The following is a 17,025-nucleotide window of genomic DNA, read 5'->3' as shown; positions in this document are numbered from 1 at the left end:
ATGGGAAACCCCTGGCGCACCTGCGCCCGACCGGACCTTGGTCCCGGAAGGAGTTCTCATGAGCATCGGAACCGGAGTCGTTCTGTTCGTCATCGGCGCCATCCTCGCGTTCGCGGTGAACGTCGACGTCGAGTGGGCCGACCTCGACATGATCGGTTACATCCTGATGGGCGCCGGAGCCGTCGTCTTCATCATCGGGCTGATCATGCTGGCGAAGCGGCGCCGCACCGACGTCGTGACGCGCACGGAGACCGATCCGGTCGCCGGCGAGCAGGTCTCTCGACGCTCGACGCGGGCGGACGATCCTGGCACGCTCTGATCGTCACGCCGGCTCAGGGCATCGGGCGGATCATGTAGCGCGTCGGGTCATCCGGATTCTCGAAGCCGTACTGCGCGTACAGCCCCTGTGCGTCGGTGGTCGCGAGCAGAATCCGGGTGATCCCGAACGGGCGGAGGTCGTCGATCACGCCCTTCACGAGCATCTTTCCGATGCCGTTTCCTCGTGCCGCTTCATCCACGAACACATCGCACAGCCACGCGAAGGTGACCCGATCGGTGACGACCCTCGCGTACGCGACCTGTGCGCCGGAGGCGTCGTCCCAGACGCCGTAATTGCGCGAGGCATCGATCGCGGCATCCTGCTTCTGACGCGGACGTCCTTTCGCCCAGTAGGACTGCTCGCTGAGCCAGGCGTGCACGCGTGCACGGTCGACCCGGTCGTCGTCCTGCGCGAATGTGAAGCTCATGGGCGTCTCCGATCCGGGTCCAGGCCGATGCGGATGCGGGTGCGCTTCCGCTCGATGATGATGAAGATCGCACCCAGCAGCCACAGCGGCACTTGGGCGAGGAAGGCGATGCGGAAGGCATCCAGCGCGTAGGTGTCCGGCGTCCCGGCACCCTGCAGATCGAGGGCGAGCCCGATCAGGAAGATCGCGACCAGCGCGGCGATGAAGCCGCCGGCGTTCGTGACGCCCGTGGCGGTGCTGAGCCGGTGCGATGGGTTGTGCGTGCGGGCGTGATCGAAGGCGATCATGGACGCCGGCCCACCCGTCGCGAGGGCGATCGCGAGGCCGTACAGCAACCAGATCGGCGCCTGACCCGGCCAGAGGATCACGGTGAGCCAGGCGACCATCTGGATGATCACCGCAGGCAGCACGAGTCCGACGGAGCGATAGTTCGGCATCCGTCGGGAGAGGTCTCCGATAAGCGGTCCGAGAAGCATGCCGGAAACGACATATACCGAGATGATAGCCGCCGCCTGCGCGGTCGAGAGGCCTTCGCCCGCCGTGAGGAACGGCATGCCCCAGAGGATCACGAATGCGGTTCCGGCGAAGGGTGTCGTGAAATGCGACCAGAAGGCGAGACGGGTTCCCGGGTGCGCCCATGCCGCGCGAATGCCCACGCCCGTGTCGATGGCGCTCGTCACGACCCGCACGACGCCGGTGTCGGTATTCACGGTGACATCGGCATCCCGCTCAGGGGGATGATTGCGGATCACAGCGAACACGAGGACCGCGAACAGGATGCCGAGGCCGGCGATGCTTCCGAAGGTGATGGTCCAGCTCGTCGCGTGCAGCAGTGCCGCGAGCGGGATGAGTGCGACGAGCTGCCCGGTCTGCCCGATTAGTCCGGTGAACTGCACCATCACCGGACCGCGTTGGGCGGGGAACCAGGTCGCGACCAGGCGCAGCACGGCGGGGAACACCGCGGCGTCGCCGGCGCCGAGCAGGATGCGAGCGACGAGCGCGATGCCGATGCTGGGGGAGAGCGCCATCACGAGCTGCCCGGCCGCCATCAGCACCATGCCGATCGTGATGATCGGACGCGAGCCGAACTTGTCCAGCAGAACGCCGATCGGGATCTGCATACCGCCGTAGACGGCGAGCTGAACGACGGCGAACAGCGAGAGGGTGGACGCATCCGCCTGGAATCGCTCAGCCGCATCGACGCCGACGGCACCGAGCGAGGTGCGATTGGTGATCGCGAGCGTGTAGGCCGCGACGCCGACGGACCAGATCAGCCAGGCCCGCCACCCCGGCGTGGAAACGGGGGAGAGGGGAGCTGACTGCACCCCTCTACGCTACTCCCGGTTCACGGCAGGTCCCGCGCGAGCACGCACAGAGCAGGCGAGTCGCCGAACCGGATTCCGGAGGCGATCTCGTGCCATCCCCGCGCCGCGTAGAACTCGCCGGCCGCGTGCGCAGCCTCGTAGCGGCTGAGCACTGCGGTCGCGTATGGCAGGTCGTCAAGAAGGGCGTTCAGCAGGCTCGATGCGACACTCGATCGGCGGAACGCGCGGTCGACGGCGAGCTCCTGCACGCAGAAGCACGATTCACGCAGCCAGCGCGCCCGTGTCTCTTCATCGAGAAGCGGCACGATCCGATCGCGCCACCAGTCGCCGTCGACGATGCCCGTGCCGAGTGCCAGACCGCGGACGCCCGCGTCGTCCCGGGCGAGCATCAGACGGAAGTCCGGTTTCGAATCCGCATAGCGCGCGATGCGCTCCAGGAACGATGCCCGGCTCGCCCCGGCATCCTCCGCGTACGGCTCCTCGGCGAACGTCCGCGCGTAGAGCTCGGCGGCGGACGCGAGCTGCGCGTCGCCGCCGTCCCACGGCGAGATCGCCAGCGGCGTCATGGGGCGCTCGCCTCCATCATGGAGTCGACCAGATCACCGGATGTGCTGGATGCCGACGCGGAAGCGCCGCAGCTGATAACGCCACGGGGCCAGCCGCGGCTCGGTCAGTACCAGTCCGGCATCCTGGGCGATCCATTCGACGACTTCGTCGGTCGTGCGGAGATCGGTGGCCACGTGCGTGCCGTACCGTTCCCGCGCGAGCGCGCCCACGCAGCGCGGAATCTGCTCCATCGCCCACGTCTCGCGGTGAAGACCGGAGGCGACGAAGGCGATGCGCGTGCTGAGGCGCGTGCGGAGCGTCTCCGGGCTGGCGACGAGAGCGTAGTGGCGGATGTCCACCCCGCGCCCGCGCAGCCCGCCGATGATCTCGTCGAAGTAGTCGTCGCGCACGATCGTCATCGGCACGAGCACGGGTCCGACGTGCGACAGCTCGGCGCGCTCCAGCGTGTCGACGATCGAGGTCCTCCACTGCGGCAGATCCTGAAAGTCGCCGCGCTCCGCCGGTGGCAGCATCTTGTGCAGGGCGAAGCCCAGCAGTTCGGGGTCTGCGACGTGAGCGCCCGCGAGCCGCCGCTTGAGTTCGAACGCGGTATGCGTCTTGCCGGAGCCGAAAGCTCCGTTGATCCAGATCAGCACGGCATCAGCCTAAGGGCAGGTCTGGAAGGATCGACGATGGGGCCGACGATCACCGCCGTGCTCGGTGTGCTGGCCGAACATCCCGACGATGCGAACGTGCTCTACGAGGTCGGTGGTGCGTACGACACGGATGGGCAGGAGGACGTCGCAGTCGACTACCCGGCTATGGGTGCCGGGCTCGAGGGGCACCGTCTCCGACAGTGCTACCTGCAGCTCGGCAGCACTCTCCGCAATCTGGGTCGGTTCGTCGAGAGCCTGCGGGTGTTCGATGAGGGGTGCGCTCGGTTCCCCGAGTCAGAGTCGCTGGTCTTGTTCCGCGCGGCCGGCCCCGATTCGGGCTCCGACGCGGGGCGCGATCATGGCTCCTATGAACCCGCCCACACCACCGCCTGCGAGTGCGATGCCGAATGCCCACGCCGGCAACGCCAGTTCGCGCATCGCATAGACCGCGAACACCGTCGTCACGATGCTGTTGCCGAGGAACCAGATGTGGATCGACCAGGCGAGCGGCCGGAGCGTCGGATGCCGGTAGGCGTAGCGCATTCCCTCGACGACGTCGTGTCCGACGTGGCGACCACGCGTTCGTCGTTCGGCCCGCGGTTCGACGATGCGCATGCGCCATTGCAGAACGGCGGCGAGAGCGTTGATGACGGCATCGAAGAAGGCACGATGCCGAGGACGACGGCGCGTCCGATGCTGGTGATCACGAGTGTGCGCTGTCGTCGCCAACGGTCTCTCAGTGCGCCGACGATCGTCAGCTGCGTGGGGCACGGCTTCAGATTACTGACCAGGGGAGTGGTGCTCTGGTGATGACGACCAGGGGAGTGGACGTCATTTGTCCGGCATCCGTGCTGAACCCGGGATAGTGTCCCCACATGGAATTGGATGAGATCTGGCCGTTGTTCGGACTCGAGATCACGACGCCGCGACTCATGCTGCGTCCGATGCGGGATGCAGACCTGCCTGGGCTCGTCCAGGCGGCAGTCGATGGCGTACACGACCCGGAGCGGACGCCGTTCAGCGTTCCGTGGACCGACGTGGAGCCGGACAAGCTTCCGCAGAACCTCGCGGCCTACCAGTGGAGTCTCCGCAACCGGGTCAGCGCGCGTCATTGGACGGTGGCCTTCGCAGTCCATTTCGAAGGACGCGTCATCGGTTCGCAGGACCTCTCGGCTTACGACTTCGCTGAGCGTCGCACTGTGAGCACGGGATCATGGCTCACGAGATCCGTGCACGGACGCGGGCTCGGCACAGAGATGCGCGCAGCGCTGCTGTCGTTCGCGTTCGACGAACTCGGGGCCGAGTGGGCGGAGTCGGGCGCAGCGATTTGGAACGAGGCGTCGCTGAGCGTGTCGAGGAAGCTCGGCTACGAACTGAATGGCGTGACGCGAGTATCGCCGCGGCCCGGTGAGCCGACCGATGAACAACGCGTGCGGCTTGCGAAGGCATCTTTCATCCGGCCCGATTGGACGATCAGCGTGCGCGGAGCGGAGCGAGCGTTGTCCCAGCTCGGCGTGCACGAGTGACGCGGGCGGGGAGCCCCTCTCCACCAGCGCACCCTAAGGTGATGGTGAAGTCAGTTGGGAGGATTTCCGCTAACTGCGTGCCATGGTGGGTGCGGTGATAGTCCGGAGACCAACTCGCGCGACCCCGCAGCGCGCAACCGGCCGTCCGCGACGAGTTCTGTCAAAGCCTTCCAGGTCGAGACGCAGCCGCGGTGGTACCGCGTCGCCAGCGGCCAGTGGACACGGAGATCTTCATGGATTGCTGGGGTCCTTTCAGCGGTTGACGTAGCCCATGTGCTGGCTGTTGTAGCGGTCGCCCTGGACACCGATTCGCGTGGCCATCCCGTTCAGGTCGGCGATCTCGTCTGCTGACAGCCCGACAGCGGTGGAGGCGAGGTTCTCGTCGAGTCGAGAGACACGGCGGGTGCCCGGGATCGGGACGATCCAGGGCTGTTGTGCGAGCAGCCATGCCAAGGCGATCTGCCCCGGTGTTGCGCCCTTACCATCGGCGAGCTGGGTGACGTGGTCTACGAGGGCTTGATTCCGCTCGATGTTCTCGGTTTCGAACCGGGGCACTCGGCGACGAATGTCTCCGTCGTCTAACGCGGTCGTCGAGTCGACGGTACCCGTCAAGAAGCCCTTGCCGAGCGGACTGAAAGGTACGAAACCGATCCCCAGCTCCGCGAGCGTGGGAAGGATCTCTTCTTCCGGGTCGCGGGTCCAGAGCGAGTATTCGCTCTGGAGAGCCGTCACGGGAAACACTGCATGGGCGGCGCGGATGGTGGCCGCGGATGCCTCCGACAGGCCGAAGTGCGCCACCTTTCCTTCTGCGACGAGCTCGCCGACCGTTCCTGCGACGTCCTCGATGGGCACGGCGGGGTCGACACGGTGCTGGTAGAACAGATCGATCCGGTCTGTCCGCAGGCGACCGAGGGAGGCTTCGGCGACCGCTCGAATCTGTCCCGGTCGACTGTTGAGTCCGACGCTGCGACCATCCTGAATGTCCCAGCCGAACTTGGTAGCGATGGTGACCTGGTCACGGACAGGTTCGAGGGCCTCACCGACGAGTTCTTCGTTGACTTACGGTCCGTAGACCTCCGCGGTGTCGAATAGCGTGACCCCTCGATCCACGGCGGTGCGGAGAACATTCATCATGTCCTCGCGGGTGCCGGGGTTGGGGCCGTAGCTCTGCGACATGCCCATGCATCCCAGCCCTATGGCGGAGACTTCGAGACCTTGGCCCAGTGTGCGCGTGTGCATTGGTGTCACTCCTTGTTCGCTGCGTTGTAATCGTCTTCTGTGACGTGCTCGTACCAGCCGTCGCGCTCGTCAGCACCGTCGGCGGATTCGAGCATCGCGAGGTGTTCCATGAAGCCCTCGGTCGTCGCACCGTGCCAGTGCTCTTCACCGGGAGGGGTGTAGATGGTCTGTCCGGGCGCTGCTCGGATGACGGTCCCGTCGCGGGTGCCGATGAGCGCGACGCTGCGTCTTTCGGCGTTGCGATGGGATCGATGTGAACATCGCCGATGAACCAGTCAGTGCTCCCGCGGGTCGTGCCCGGCCTCGGTTCGAGGTTCATGAGACCTCCGTTGCACTTGGGGTGGGTTGTTTGCTCGGGGTGGTGGCCAGGCTGGCAAGGAGCTGCAGGCGCTCGTGGGTCGCTGACCCCGGTTCGGCGGTGTAGATGAGCAGCGACAGCCCCGGATCGGCGTTGAGGCTCATCTGCTCGTACGTGAGAGTGAGCTCACCGACGGCGTGGTGATGGAAACCTTTCTCGCCGGCCGTGTGCTGGCGCACGTTGTGCGCACCCCAGCGCGTTCGAAACTCGTCACTGCGCGTCGAGAGTTCGCCGACCAGATCTTGCAGGCCCTTGTCGTAGGGATCCCTCCCGGCCTCGGTGCGAAGGATCGCCACCGTGATATCCGCCGCACGGGACCAATCCGGGTAGAACGATTCTGCTCGGTCATCGAGGAATGCATATCTGGCGATGTTCCCCTTGCCGGGACCGTTGAGCGCCTCGTCGTAGAACAAGTGGCCCAACGGATTCGTCGCGATGATGTCCATCCGCCCGTTGCGGACGAACGCGGGGCCGCCCGTGATGGCATCCAACACCAGCTGCAACGAGGCCCGCGGTGGCCCCAGCTTCGGGGTCCGTCTAGGTTTGCCGAGAGCGGGCCCCGTCGCCGCTCGGGCGAGGTCGAACAGGTGGGATCGTTCCGCGGCATCGAGTTGAAGCGCGCGGGAAATCGCCTCCAACACGGCCTCCGATGCCCCGACCAGGTTTCCCCGTTCGATCTTCGAGTAGTACTCCACACTCACATCGGCGAGAACGGCCACCTCGCCGCGTCTCAGCCCGGGAACGCGGCGGTTCGAGCCCGCCGGGAACCCGGCCTGTTCGGGCGTGAGACTCGCGCGACGCGAGGTGAGGAACTCGCGCACTTCACTCCGGTTGTCCATATCGCCGACGATACGCGCGAGCGTGCAGATAAAGGATGCTCTGCCAATACATGTTCTGACAGAGACTCCCTTAGCCCGATGAGCGGGTGTTCACTGGACGAGAAGAATCGGAGCACACCTGATGACGCGTCCCGGCACACCGCGAACAACCTCTTGGTCGGGTTCGCAGCCTTCGCCGCACCGTCCATCGCGGTTCCGGCTCTGCAGTCCGAAAGGTTGGACCGCACCTCAGATCGGCTATTGGCCGACACGCTCGGGCTGGACACCATCACTCAGAAAGGAATCGAACGATGACACACAGTGATAGCCGCACAGGTTGGACCGGCGGGCAACGCTCCGTTGGCGACATCGCCCCCGCGCTGGCGCACTACACCGACAAGGTCCTGTTCGACGAAGTGTGGGAGCGCACCGAGCTGTCCAAGCGTGACCGGAGCCTCGTCACAGTCGCCGCGCTCACCGCTATCGGCGCCACCGAGCAGCTCACGTTCCACCTCGACTTCGCGCGCCAGAACGGCGTCACCGAGAATGAGCTCGTCGAGGGCATCACTCACCTCGCGTTTTACACCGGTTGGCCTCGCGCCATGGCCGCCATCAACTTCGCGAAGCAGGTCTTCGAGAGAGAAGGGAACTGACGCAACGCAGGAGCATGACTCTATAGCTGACATAATGCGCATTATCGGATAAGGAACTACCCGAGTCGCATTAGATGCAATCACTCAGTATTCAAGCGTGCCAGCAAGGAAGTCCCGATCGAACGTGGATTCCAGGAACGTGAGGAACGCTGCAAGGAACCGGTGCCCGGCGTCGCGGCGGGCTCTGACTCGTCCGGAACTTCAGACGTTGTTCGACCATATGGACGACGCGGTCGACAGGGAGTATGCCGACGGCTCGAAACGCTGGATGAGTCTGCTCAGGAACTCCGTGGCGTTCAAGCTCTGCTATGCCTTCGGCCTTCGTAAACGCGAGCTCACGATACTCGAACTGGTGGATTTCGGGCCCAATCCTCACGTCCCGGCCTACGGCGCCTACGGCGCGCTGACGGTTCGCTGGGGCAAGGGCACTGCCGGCTCAGGCCCGCGACGGCGCACAGTCTTGACTGTCCCGAAGTTCGAGTGGGCGATCCCTCTTCCCGAGTATTGGCTCTCCCCTGGTCAGCGAGATCGCTTTCCGAAGGCTGAGGGCGGCACGACTCTATGGCCCAGCGAACGTCAACCACGCGTCGGGTTGAGCACCTTCGGCAACGCCTTCGTGAAGGCGCGAGCCGAAGCCGGTCTCCCGGCCGGGCTGGGGCTGCATTGCCTGCGCCACTCGTATGTCACCCACCTCCTCGAAGCCGGCTACGATCCGACGTTCGTCCAGACACAGGTTGGACACCAGAACGCCTCGACAACCGGCATATACACGAGCGTCTCAGCCGACTTCAAGCAGAAGGAAATCCACCGGATGATCGCGCAACCCGTCGCACAGCTGCAGGAGGATCGAAGTGCCTGAGCACCGCCGCATCGCCTACAACTGGCATCTCCGACAGGTGATGGCGCAGAGGAATCTCTGGAAAAGCACAGACCTCATGCCGCTGCTGAAAGCACGCGGGATCTCTCTCTCAGAGAGTCAGATCTGGCGTCTGGTCACCGGAACCCCCGAACGCATCCCCGCACGAACGTTCGCCGCCCTCTGCGACATCCTCGACTGCACTCCCAATGACCTGTTCGAGCCCGTCGTCGAGATGCGCGCGGCCACTCGCGTGAATGCACCGACCGCAGGCGGGGACCCGCTGGCATCGCGCCCTGAAACCAGCTCTCACCGGGTCCGGATCGTCGAGGACGATGGCTAGACCCAAGGGCGCCGAGGACCCCGCAAGTCACCCCGAGCGCTGCGGCCGCTGCGGCGAGCACCGCGCCCTCGCCGTCCGCTGGCCGGATGGGAAGGTCTGCCAGAACTGCCGGCGCAGTTAGTACACGCTTCGGTTAATTCATGGAACGCTGTATTGTCGGTCGCATGGCAACCCTCACGGCAACCGCGACAGCCACCCACACTGCAGCGCTGGCACGACTCGGGAACGCACTCTCCGACAGCACGCGCACGGGGGTATTGCTCGCCCTCCGCGAGGCGCCCGCCTACCCCTCAGACCTGGCCGACGCGCTCGGCGTCTCCCGCCAGGTGATGTCGAACCAACTCGCCTGCCTCCGCGGCTGCGGGCTCGTCGAGGCAATGCCAGACGGTCGCCGCACCTGGTATCGGCTCGCCGACCCCCATCTGGCCCCGGCACTCGACGAGCTGCTGCGCGTCGTCCTCTGCGTCGAGCCCGGCTGCTGCGCCGGAGAAAGCTGCACCTGCGCATGACCACGACGGCTGCCCCGCTGGCGGACGGCCGCCGGCACGTCCTCCAGCGACGCATCCGCTGGATCGTCACTGCGACCATCGGTTACAACCTGATCGAGGCGATCGTTGCGATCGCCGCTGGCACCGTCGCGTCGTCCTCCGCGCTCATCGGCTTCGGACTCGACTCCACGATCGAGGTCCTCTCCGCCGCCGCGGTCGCCTGGCAATTCACCCGACGCGACCCCGAGCGCTGGGAGAAGGGCACGCTCCGCGTAATCGCGATCGCATTCTTCGCTCTGGCCGTCTACGTCACAGCGACATCCGTGCTCGCGCTCATCGGTCAAGCCGACGTCGAGCACTCCACCCTCGGCATCGTCATCACCGCGCTCAGCGTCATCGTCATGCCTTTCCTGTCCCTCGCCGAACGTCGGGCCGGACGCGAGTTGGGATCCGCCACCGCGGTCGCTGACTCGAAACAGACCCTCATCTGCACCTACTTGTCCGCCGCAGTGCTCCTCGGACTCATCGTGAACAGCTTGTTCGGATGGTGGTGGGCAGACGCAGTCGCGGGCCTAGTCATCGCCGCAATCGCGATCCGGGAGGGCATCGAGGCCTGGCAGGGCGATGCCTGCGCCACATCGGTCGGGATGCTCCTCGAAGACGAGCATGACGACCACCACGACACACACGAGAATCGAACAAATCTCTGAGGCTCACCGGAGCCGAAGAGGAGTCGATGTCAGGCCAGTGGAGCTCACGCGTCACTTAACTCAGTACGACCTGACACGGGTGTTTGCCAGTCCCGGATAACCGAACCAAGCCCGCACAGCCAGCCTGCGGCGAACTGGCATGATCGGATCATGCCAGCGACGCGCCCCCTGACCCTCTGCTGTCTGCTCTGGGCCCGCCCCGGCCTCGCGGCGGAGATGAACGCCTACGAAGACGCCGTGATCGCGCTGCTCGGCGACCACGACACGACGCTCGTGCAACGCGCGTTCGGCGACGGCACTGCCGAGCATCCTGACGAGGTTCAGATCTACTCGTTCCCGGACCAAGACGCTCTGGACGGGTTCCTCGCCGATCCGCGACGAAGCGATCTCACCGACGAGCGTGACCGGGTGATCGCCCGCACCGAGCTCTTCCCTGTGACCGTGCCGACTTCGGACACGGCTGCGCAGAGTGCCGACGTGCACATCGACTGGGCATCCGCACGAGCCGCGAATCGCGAGAACTGGGACGACCGCGCGGCGCTGCACGAGCAGGCGTATGGGCTCGACGACTACGACGATCCGACCCACCTCAGCGACGTCGTGCGTGCGGATCTGCCCGTCCTGAAGAACTTTCTCGCCGGCGGCTCGATCGAGGGCCTCGACGTGTGTCACCTGCAGTGCCACATCGGCACTGACACCGTTTCGCTCGCCCGCGCCGGTGCTCATGTCACCGGGCTCGACTTCTCCCCCGCAGCCCTTCGCACGGCTGAGCGCCTCGCCGGCCGCGCCGGCACGTCCGTGACGTGGGTCGAGTCGGATGTTCTGGATGCCCGCGCCGCCGTCACGGGTGATTTCGACGTCGTCTACACGAGCATCGGCACCATCACCTGGCTGAACGACCTGGACCGCTGGGCCGAGCAGGTGCACGCCCTGCTGAAACCCGACGGGACGTTCTACATCCGAGACGGCCATCCAGCCCTCTATGCACTCGACGAGCAAGCACCGGCGCTCACCGCGCGCTACCCGTACTTCGGCGATGGCCGAGCACAGCAGTGGGACGATGACAGCACATACGCCGGTGACGGGACCGTCGCGCATGCTCGCACGTACGAGTGGCCGCATCCGCTGTCCGAGATCATCGGATCCCTCCTGCGTGCCGGTCTTCGTCTGATCCACTTCGATGAGGGGCGGACGCTCCCCTGGCGATTCAGCCCGCGCATGGTCGAAGTAGACGGCGGTTTCGCATGGCCCGCCGCCGAGCGCAATCTCGTGCCCTGTACGTACACGATCGTCGCCCGGCGCGACACCGCGGGCGACCAGTGAAGAAGTTCCTCCTCTTCGACAACGACGGCGTCCTGGTCGATACCGAGTACTGGTACTTCACCGCCGGCGAACGCGCGCTGGCCGACATCGGAGTACGTGTCGATCTCGACCAGTACCTGCAGGACATGGCTCACGGTCTCGGCACCTGGCACCAGGCAACCCTCGCGGGCGTCGACGATCGACCGGCTGAAGACGGTGCGCAACGAGTGTTACCAGGAGTCGCTGCGGACCGAGGCCATCGAGATCGGCGGCGTCATCGACGTCCTCGCCGAGCTTTCGCTTCACGTCCGCATGGGGATCGTCACGACATCGAAGCGGACCGACTTCGACCTGATCCACACGGGTCGCGGCATCACGCGGTTGATGGAATTCGTCCTGGCACGCGAGGACTACGCGCACCCCAAGCCGCATCCGGAGCCCTATCTGACCGCTGTCGAACGCTTCGGCGCCACCGCGGCCGAGACGCTCATCGTCGAGGACTCGGCCAGGGGGCTCCGCTCAGCCGTGGCCGCGGGAATCGACTGCGCGATCGTGCGCAACGAGTTCACGAAGACCCAGGAATTCTCCGGCACGACGCATCGGATCGACTCGCTTCGCGAACTGGTCGACCTGGTGAGCTGACCGTCAGCGTTCGCCCCGTCTTCCGGCGCTCATCTCACGCACCCACGTACTGGGCCAGGTGCTCCCCCGTCACCGTCGACCGTCCAGCGACCAGATCCGCTGGCGTCCCCTCGAACACCACGCGTCCGCCGTCATGACCCGCGCCCGGTCCGATGTCGACGATCCAGTCGGCATGCGCCATGACGGCCTGGTGGTGCTCGATGACGATCACGGTCTTGCCGGCATCCACCAACCGGTCCAGCAGTCCGAGAATGGTGTTCACGTCCGCGAGGTGGAGCCCAGTGGTCGGCTCGTCGAGGACGTACACGTCGCCCTTCTCTCCCATCTGGATCGCGAGCTTGACCCGTTGGCGCTCACCACCGGACAGTGTCGACAGCGGCTGCCCCAGCGACAGATAGCCGAGCCCGACGTCCTCGAGTCGACCCAGGATCGCCATGGCCGCCGGGATCTTCGCCTCCCCCTCGGAGAAGAACGCGCGGGCCTCGGCGACCGGGAGATCCAGGACCTGGGTGATGTCCTTGCCGCCGAGCTTGTACTCGAGCACCGCCGCCTGGAAGCGCTTGCCACCGCAGTCCTCGCACGGCGTCTCGATCGTGTCCATGAAGCCGAGCTCGGTGATGATGACTCCGGAGCCCTTGCACGTCGGGCACGCACCCTCGGAGTTCGCGCTGAACAGCGCCGGCTTCACACCGTTCGCCTTCGCGAACGCCTTCCGGATCGGCTCGAGCAGACCCGTGTAGGTCGCCGGGTTGCTGCGTCGCGAGCCCTTGATCGCGCTCTGATCGATCGAGACGACGCCGTCGCGCGGCGCGACGGAACCGTGGATGAGCGAGCTCTTCCCCGAGCCGGCCACGCCCGTCACGACGGTCAGCACGCCGGTCGGGATGTCGACGTCGACGTCGCGCAGATTGTTCTCGTTCGCCCCGCGCACCTCGATCGCACCGGCGCCCTCGCGCACGGCATCCTTCAGCGTCGCACGATCGTCGAGGTGCCGCCCCGTGATGGTGTCGCTCGCCCTGAGACCCTCGACCGTGCCCTCGAAGCAGATCTCGCCGCCGGCGGCTCCGGCACCGGGGCCGAGGTCCACGACGTGGTCCGCGATGGTGATCGTCTCCGGCTTGTGCTCCACCACCAGCACGGTGTTGCCCTTGTCACGCAGCTGGTAGAGCAGCGAGTTCATCCGCTGGATGTCGTGCGGGTGCAGCCCGATCGTGGGCTCGTCGAAGACGTAGGTGATGTCGGTGAGCGATGACCCGAGGTGCCGCAGCATCTTGATCCGCTGCGCCTCTCCCCCGCTCAGCGTGCCACTCGGACGTTCCAGACTGAGATATCCGAGACCCAGGGTGACGAACGCATCCAGATTCGCGCGCAGCGCCTCCAGCAGCGGACCCGCGCCCGGCAGATCGAGCCCTGCAACCCACTCGGCGAGGTCGGTGACCTGCATCCGGCAGGCGTCCGCGATGCTCTTCCCCGCGATCTTCGACGACCGAGCGCCCTCGGTCAGGCGGGTCCCATCGCACTCCGGACACGTCTTGAACGTCGCCACCCGCTCGACGAAGGCGCGGATGTGCGGCTGCAGCGCATCCAGATCCTTCGAGAGCATGGCCTTCGTGATCTTCGGGATCAGACCCTCGTAGGTCATGTTGATGCCGCTGATCTTGACCTTCGTCACCTCGCCGTAGAGGAAGAGATGCCGCTGCTTCTCGGTGAACTCGGCGATCGGCTTGTCTGCCGGGTAGAACCCCGACTGCGAGAAGCCCTTCACCATCCACCCGTCGGCGGTGTAGCCGGGCACCATGATCGCGCCCTCGTCCAAGGATCTCGATTCGTCGACGATCTGCGCGAGGTCCAGATCCGACACCGCTCCCCTGCCCTCGCAGCGCGGGCACATGCCGCCGAGATAGATCGCATCCTTCACGATCTTCTTCTCACCGCCTGGGCCGGTCATCACGCCACTGGCCTTCTGGGTCGGGATGTTGAAGGAGAATGCCGTCGGGCCACCGATGTACGGCTCCCCGAGCTTCGAGAACAGGATGCGCAGCATCGCGTTCGCGTCCGTCACCGTCCCGACCGTCGAACGGGGGTTGGCGCCCAGACGCTCCTGGTCGACGATGATCGCGGTGGTCAGGCCTTCCAGCACATCGACGTCTGGTCGCGGAACCGAGGGCATGAAGCCCTGGACGAACGCACTGTAGGTCTCGTCGATCATCCGGCGGGATTCCGCGGCGATCGTGTCGAAGACCAGCGAGCTCTTCCCCGAGCCTGACACGCCGGTGAACACGGTCAGTCTGCGCTTGGGGAGGACGACGCTGACGTCCTTCAGGTTGTTCTCACGGGCACCGGCGACGCGGATGCTGTCGTGCGAATCGGCGATGTTCGCCATCGTCGTCCTCTCTGGTTCAAACCTGCTGCAGACGGACCATATTGCCCGCGGGGTCGCGGAAGGCGCAATCACGGATCCCGTAGGGCTGGTCGATCGGCTCCTGCACGACGTCCGCGCCCTTGGCCTCGATGCTCGCGAAGGCTCCGTCGACATCGTCCGTCGCCAGAACGATACCGCCGAAGCTGCCCTTCGCCATGAGTTCCAGGATCGTGGTGCGCTCGGAGTCGTTGATCCCGGGGTCGACCGCTGGCGGTGTGAGCACGATCGCCGTGTCCGGTTGGCCGACCGGCCCCACCGTGATCCACCTCATCTCCTGATAGCCGACGTCCTTGCGGACCTCGAATCCGAGCATGTCTCGATAGAAGGCGAGGGAGGCCTCGGCGTCGGTGTGGGGCAGGAAGCTCGCGTTGATCGTGATGTTCATGTCTCCGACGCTACGAGCCCCCGGCGGTTTTCGCTTCTCGATTCCTGATCGGTCTCGTCGCCTGCTTCTCCACCCAGGACGGGATGCCTGGACCGAGGCCGGGATTCTCCCGATACACGCTCGGCGGCACCCCGACCAGCTCGGAGAACCGGGTGCTGAACGTGCCGAGAGACGAGAACCCGACTTCGAAGCACACGTCCGTCACGCTGAGATCACCCCGCCGCAGCAGGGCCATCGCGCGCTCGATCCGCCGCGTCATCAGGTAGGCGTAGGGCGACTCCCCGTACGCCTGCTTGAACTGCCGACTCAGATGACCCGCGGAGATGTGGATGCCGCGGGCCAGCGCCTCGACGTCGAGCGGCTTCGCGTACTCGCGGTCGATGCGGTCGCGCACCCGGCGCATCAGAGCGCGTTCTTGCAGCGCTCTGGTCTCGGCATCACTCACCGGATCGATCTTTCCACCTCGTGAACAAGAATGACGCCGTCTGCGTGCGCCTTCGACCCCGACGTTCGCCGCGCGCTACGCTGGGCGACGACCTTCACAGGTTCTTCCCAGAAAGGCATTCTCATGTCGGACGCACTCTCCGAAGCCAAATCCGTATTCACCTCCCTTCGTGTCGCGCTCGCGGTCTCGGGCGTGCTCTCGCTGATCGTCGGCATCCTGCTGCTGGTCTGGCCCGCCAAGTCCGCCGGGGTCCTGACCTGGATCCTCGCGCTGTTCCTGCTCGTCGCCGGTCTCATCTCGATCGCGATCGGCATCTTCTCCGGCAAGGGCGGATGGGCCCGCGTCGGGCACATCGCGCTGGGCCTGCTGTACATCATCGCGAGCATCGTCGCATTCGCGAACATCGCGAGCACCACGGCTGTCCTGGCCGTCATCGTCGTCATCTTCATCGGCGTCAGCTGGATCGTCGATGGGATCGTCTCGCTCACGCTGCTCAGCCAGGCAGCCTCCAAGGGCTGGACGATCGCGTTCGCGATCATCAGCATCGTCGCCGGTGTGGTCGTGCTGTTCTCGCCGCTCTACGCCGCACTGGTGCTCTGGTGGATCCTCGGGATCACCCTGGTCGTCGTCGGCATCGTCCAGATCATCCGCGCGATCACGCTGGGCAAGGATGAGAAGACGATCACGAACGACATCCGCACCGAGCTCGCCTGATACCGCCCGCTCACGAAAGAACGGCCCGACCTGCGCGCAGGTGGGGCCGTTCTTTCGTGCGATCACTCGGCGATGAAGCCCGAGGTGTCTCCGACGAGACGCGTGTTGTCGTCCGGCACGGCGTCGAGGGCCGCCTGCGCGACCTCGGCCGCGAACTCCGACACGTTGTAGAGCTTGCCCGCGTCCTCGCGGCGCGCCGAGATCGCGCCGGGGTTGGCGCGCTCGAGCAGCGTTGCGGTGATGGTGCCCTCGATCATGTCGCCCGAGACGATCGTGAACCCGATGCCCTTCTCGGCAAGAGACGGGATCAGCTCGCGCAGCGCGTCCTCGCCTGCGCGCTTCGACAGGGCGACGGGCTCGTACTCCGGCATGGTCGGGGTGGTGCGGATGAAGTGGGCCTGGTGGCTCGTCACGAACACCACACGCGATCCATCGCCCAGCAGCGACAGCGCCGCGTTCAGGACGCTCAGCTGAGCGTCCCGGTTCAGCAGCAGCGCGTAGTCCTCGGCCATGCCGGACTCCATACCGCCCGAGGCATTCAGAACGAGGATGTCGAGGCGACCGAACTCCGCACGCACCTGCTCGAACATGCCGGCGACGGACTCCGGGTCGGTCAGGTCGGCCCCGACGACGAGTGCGCGGCCTCCGAGTTCGCGCAGTTCGGCCGCGAGCTTCTCCGCGCGCGGCGCCTTGTTGCGGAAGTTGATCACGACGTCGGCACCGGCCTGCGCGAAGTAGCGGACGGTGTCGGCGCCGATGCCACGCGACGAACCGGTCACGAGCGCGACCTTGCCGGTGAGGGATCCTGCGGGCAGAACGTCGGTCACGATGACTCCTTGAGATGCGGTGAA

General features: G+C 65.9%; 20 protein-coding genes and 2 pseudogenes. 11 read left to right on the top strand and 11 right to left on the bottom strand.

Annotated elements, in window-relative coordinates:
* The first annotated feature begins 58 nt into the window (after nt 1-58).
* Nucleotides 59-319, top strand: coding sequence for a DUF6458 family protein (locus ACWAT3_RS01725; RefSeq protein WP_460795372.1), 261 nt, complete (start codon nt 59-61; stop codon nt 317-319).
* A gap of 13 nt (nt 320-332) precedes the next feature.
* On the opposite strand, the gene ACWAT3_RS01720 is transcribed toward ACWAT3_RS01725, so the two are convergent.
* Genes ACWAT3_RS01720 through ACWAT3_RS01705 form a run of 4 tightly spaced genes read right to left on the bottom strand, consistent with a single transcriptional unit; the run spans nt 333 to nt 3,273 of the window.
* Nucleotides 333-746: a GNAT family N-acetyltransferase gene (locus ACWAT3_RS01720; RefSeq protein ID WP_460795370.1), complete on the bottom strand. Its 414-nt coding sequence runs from the start codon at nt 744-746 to the stop codon at nt 333-335.
* The gene (locus ACWAT3_RS01715; RefSeq protein WP_460795368.1) at nt 743-2,071 is read right to left on the bottom strand and encodes an MFS transporter; all 1,329 of its coding nucleotides are present in this window, start codon (nt 2,069-2,071) and stop codon (nt 743-745) included. Before ACWAT3_RS01715 ends, ACWAT3_RS01720 begins: the two co-directional genes overlap by 4 nt.
* 20 nt (nt 2,072-2,091) lie before the next feature.
* Nucleotides 2,092-2,637: an N-acetyltransferase gene (locus ACWAT3_RS01710; RefSeq protein WP_460795367.1), complete on the bottom strand. Its 546-nt coding sequence runs from the start codon at nt 2,635-2,637 to the stop codon at nt 2,092-2,094.
* A gap of 33 nt (nt 2,638-2,670) precedes the next feature.
* Nucleotides 2,671-3,273 carry an AAA family ATPase gene (locus ACWAT3_RS01705; protein WP_460795365.1) on the bottom strand — a complete coding sequence of 201 codons (603 nt, stop codon included), beginning with the start codon at nt 3,271-3,273 and terminating at the stop codon, nt 2,671-2,673.
* On the opposite strand from ACWAT3_RS01705, the pseudogene ACWAT3_RS01700 reads away from it, so the two are divergent.
* Nucleotides 3,229-3,546: pseudogene (locus ACWAT3_RS01700) on the top strand (tetratricopeptide repeat protein); the annotation flags it as partial. The gene ACWAT3_RS01705 and the pseudogene ACWAT3_RS01700 overlap by 45 nt on opposite strands.
* A gap of 21 nt (nt 3,547-3,567) precedes the next feature.
* Here the strand turns inward: ACWAT3_RS01700 and ACWAT3_RS01695 are convergent.
* A complete protein-coding gene (locus ACWAT3_RS01695) occupies nt 3,568-3,888 on the bottom strand; it encodes a hypothetical protein (RefSeq protein WP_460795856.1) in 321 nt (106 codons plus the stop codon).
* Nucleotides 3,889-4,148: 260 nt separating this feature from the next.
* Here ACWAT3_RS01695 and ACWAT3_RS01690 point away from each other — a divergent pair, with 260 nt between their 5' ends.
* Complete coding sequence (locus ACWAT3_RS01690) at nt 4,149-4,799, top strand: GNAT family N-acetyltransferase (protein ID WP_460795363.1); 651 nt, start codon at nt 4,149-4,151, stop codon at nt 4,797-4,799.
* A 252-nt stretch (nt 4,800-5,051) separates the two neighbouring features.
* Here the strand turns inward: ACWAT3_RS01690 and ACWAT3_RS01685 are convergent.
* Both ACWAT3_RS01685 and ACWAT3_RS01680 read right to left on the bottom strand, forming a co-directional pair.
* Nucleotides 5,052-6,038 (bottom strand): annotated as a pseudogene (locus ACWAT3_RS01685) (aldo/keto reductase).
* Between the two features lie 315 nt (nt 6,039-6,353).
* Entirely contained in the window at nt 6,354-7,235 is an 882-nt protein-coding gene (locus ACWAT3_RS01680) for a helix-turn-helix transcriptional regulator (protein ID WP_460795362.1), read from the bottom strand.
* Between the two features lie 290 nt (nt 7,236-7,525).
* On the opposite strand from ACWAT3_RS01680, the gene ACWAT3_RS01675 reads away from it, so the two are divergent.
* The 7 genes from ACWAT3_RS01675 (at nt 7,526) to ACWAT3_RS01645 (ending at nt 12,208) form a co-directional block, all read left to right on the top strand.
* Nucleotides 7,526-7,867, top strand: coding sequence for a carboxymuconolactone decarboxylase family protein (locus ACWAT3_RS01675; RefSeq protein WP_460795360.1), 342 nt, complete (start codon nt 7,526-7,528; stop codon nt 7,865-7,867).
* A gap of 220 nt (nt 7,868-8,087) precedes the next feature.
* Nucleotides 8,088-8,726 carry a tyrosine-type recombinase/integrase gene (locus tag ACWAT3_RS01670; protein ID WP_460795358.1) on the top strand — a complete coding sequence of 213 codons (639 nt, stop codon included), beginning with the start codon at nt 8,088-8,090 and terminating at the stop codon, nt 8,724-8,726.
* Complete coding sequence (locus tag ACWAT3_RS01665; RefSeq protein ID WP_460795356.1) at nt 8,719-9,066, top strand: helix-turn-helix domain-containing protein; 348 nt, start codon at nt 8,719-8,721, stop codon at nt 9,064-9,066. Before ACWAT3_RS01670 ends, ACWAT3_RS01665 begins: the two co-directional genes overlap by 8 nt.
* Nucleotides 9,067-9,230: 164 nt before the next feature.
* Entirely contained in the window at nt 9,231-9,575 is a 345-nt protein-coding gene (locus ACWAT3_RS01660; protein ID WP_460795354.1) for an ArsR/SmtB family transcription factor, read from the top strand.
* Nucleotides 9,572-10,264, top strand: a complete 693-nt coding sequence (locus tag ACWAT3_RS01655) for a cation diffusion facilitator family transporter (RefSeq protein WP_460795352.1) — start codon at nt 9,572-9,574, stop codon at nt 10,262-10,264. Before ACWAT3_RS01660 ends, ACWAT3_RS01655 begins: the two co-directional genes overlap by 4 nt.
* 150 nt (nt 10,265-10,414) lie before the next feature.
* Entirely contained in the window at nt 10,415-11,587 is a 1,173-nt protein-coding gene (locus ACWAT3_RS01650) for a class I SAM-dependent methyltransferase (protein ID WP_460795350.1), read from the top strand.
* A gap of 195 nt (nt 11,588-11,782) precedes the next feature.
* The gene (locus ACWAT3_RS01645; protein ID WP_460795348.1) at nt 11,783-12,208 is read left to right on the top strand and encodes an HAD family hydrolase; all 426 of its coding nucleotides are present in this window, start codon (nt 11,783-11,785) and stop codon (nt 12,206-12,208) included.
* A gap of 34 nt (nt 12,209-12,242) precedes the next feature.
* Here ACWAT3_RS01645 and ACWAT3_RS01640 read toward each other — a convergent pair whose 3' ends face one another.
* From ACWAT3_RS01640 to ACWAT3_RS01630, 3 genes are read right to left on the bottom strand one after another with little or no spacing between them, the layout of a single operon-like run.
* Nucleotides 12,243-14,591, bottom strand: coding sequence for an ATP-binding cassette domain-containing protein (locus tag ACWAT3_RS01640; RefSeq protein WP_460795346.1), 2,349 nt, complete (start codon nt 14,589-14,591; stop codon nt 12,243-12,245).
* Nucleotides 14,592-14,607: 16 nt separating this feature from the next.
* Nucleotides 14,608-15,015: a VOC family protein gene (locus ACWAT3_RS01635; protein ID WP_460795345.1), complete on the bottom strand. Its 408-nt coding sequence runs from the start codon at nt 15,013-15,015 to the stop codon at nt 14,608-14,610.
* A gap of 10 nt (nt 15,016-15,025) precedes the next feature.
* Nucleotides 15,026-15,418, bottom strand: coding sequence for a helix-turn-helix transcriptional regulator (locus ACWAT3_RS01630; RefSeq protein WP_460795855.1), 393 nt, complete (start codon nt 15,416-15,418; stop codon nt 15,026-15,028).
* 165 nt (nt 15,419-15,583) lie between these two features.
* Here ACWAT3_RS01630 and ACWAT3_RS01625 point away from each other — a divergent pair, with 165 nt between their 5' ends.
* Nucleotides 15,584-16,174, top strand: a complete 591-nt coding sequence (locus ACWAT3_RS01625) for an HdeD family acid-resistance protein (RefSeq protein WP_460795343.1) — start codon at nt 15,584-15,586, stop codon at nt 16,172-16,174.
* A gap of 62 nt (nt 16,175-16,236) precedes the next feature.
* Here the strand turns inward: ACWAT3_RS01625 and ACWAT3_RS01620 are convergent, their stop codons facing one another.
* On the bottom strand, nt 16,237-17,001 hold the full coding sequence (locus tag ACWAT3_RS01620; protein WP_460795342.1) for an SDR family oxidoreductase: 765 nt from the start codon (nt 16,999-17,001) through the stop codon (nt 16,237-16,239).
* Between the last annotated feature and the right edge of the window lie 24 nt (nt 17,002-17,025).

This window comes from Microbacterium sp. GXF0217 (assembly GCF_054798195.1).
This window is presented reverse-complemented; position numbering and strand designations above follow the sequence as displayed.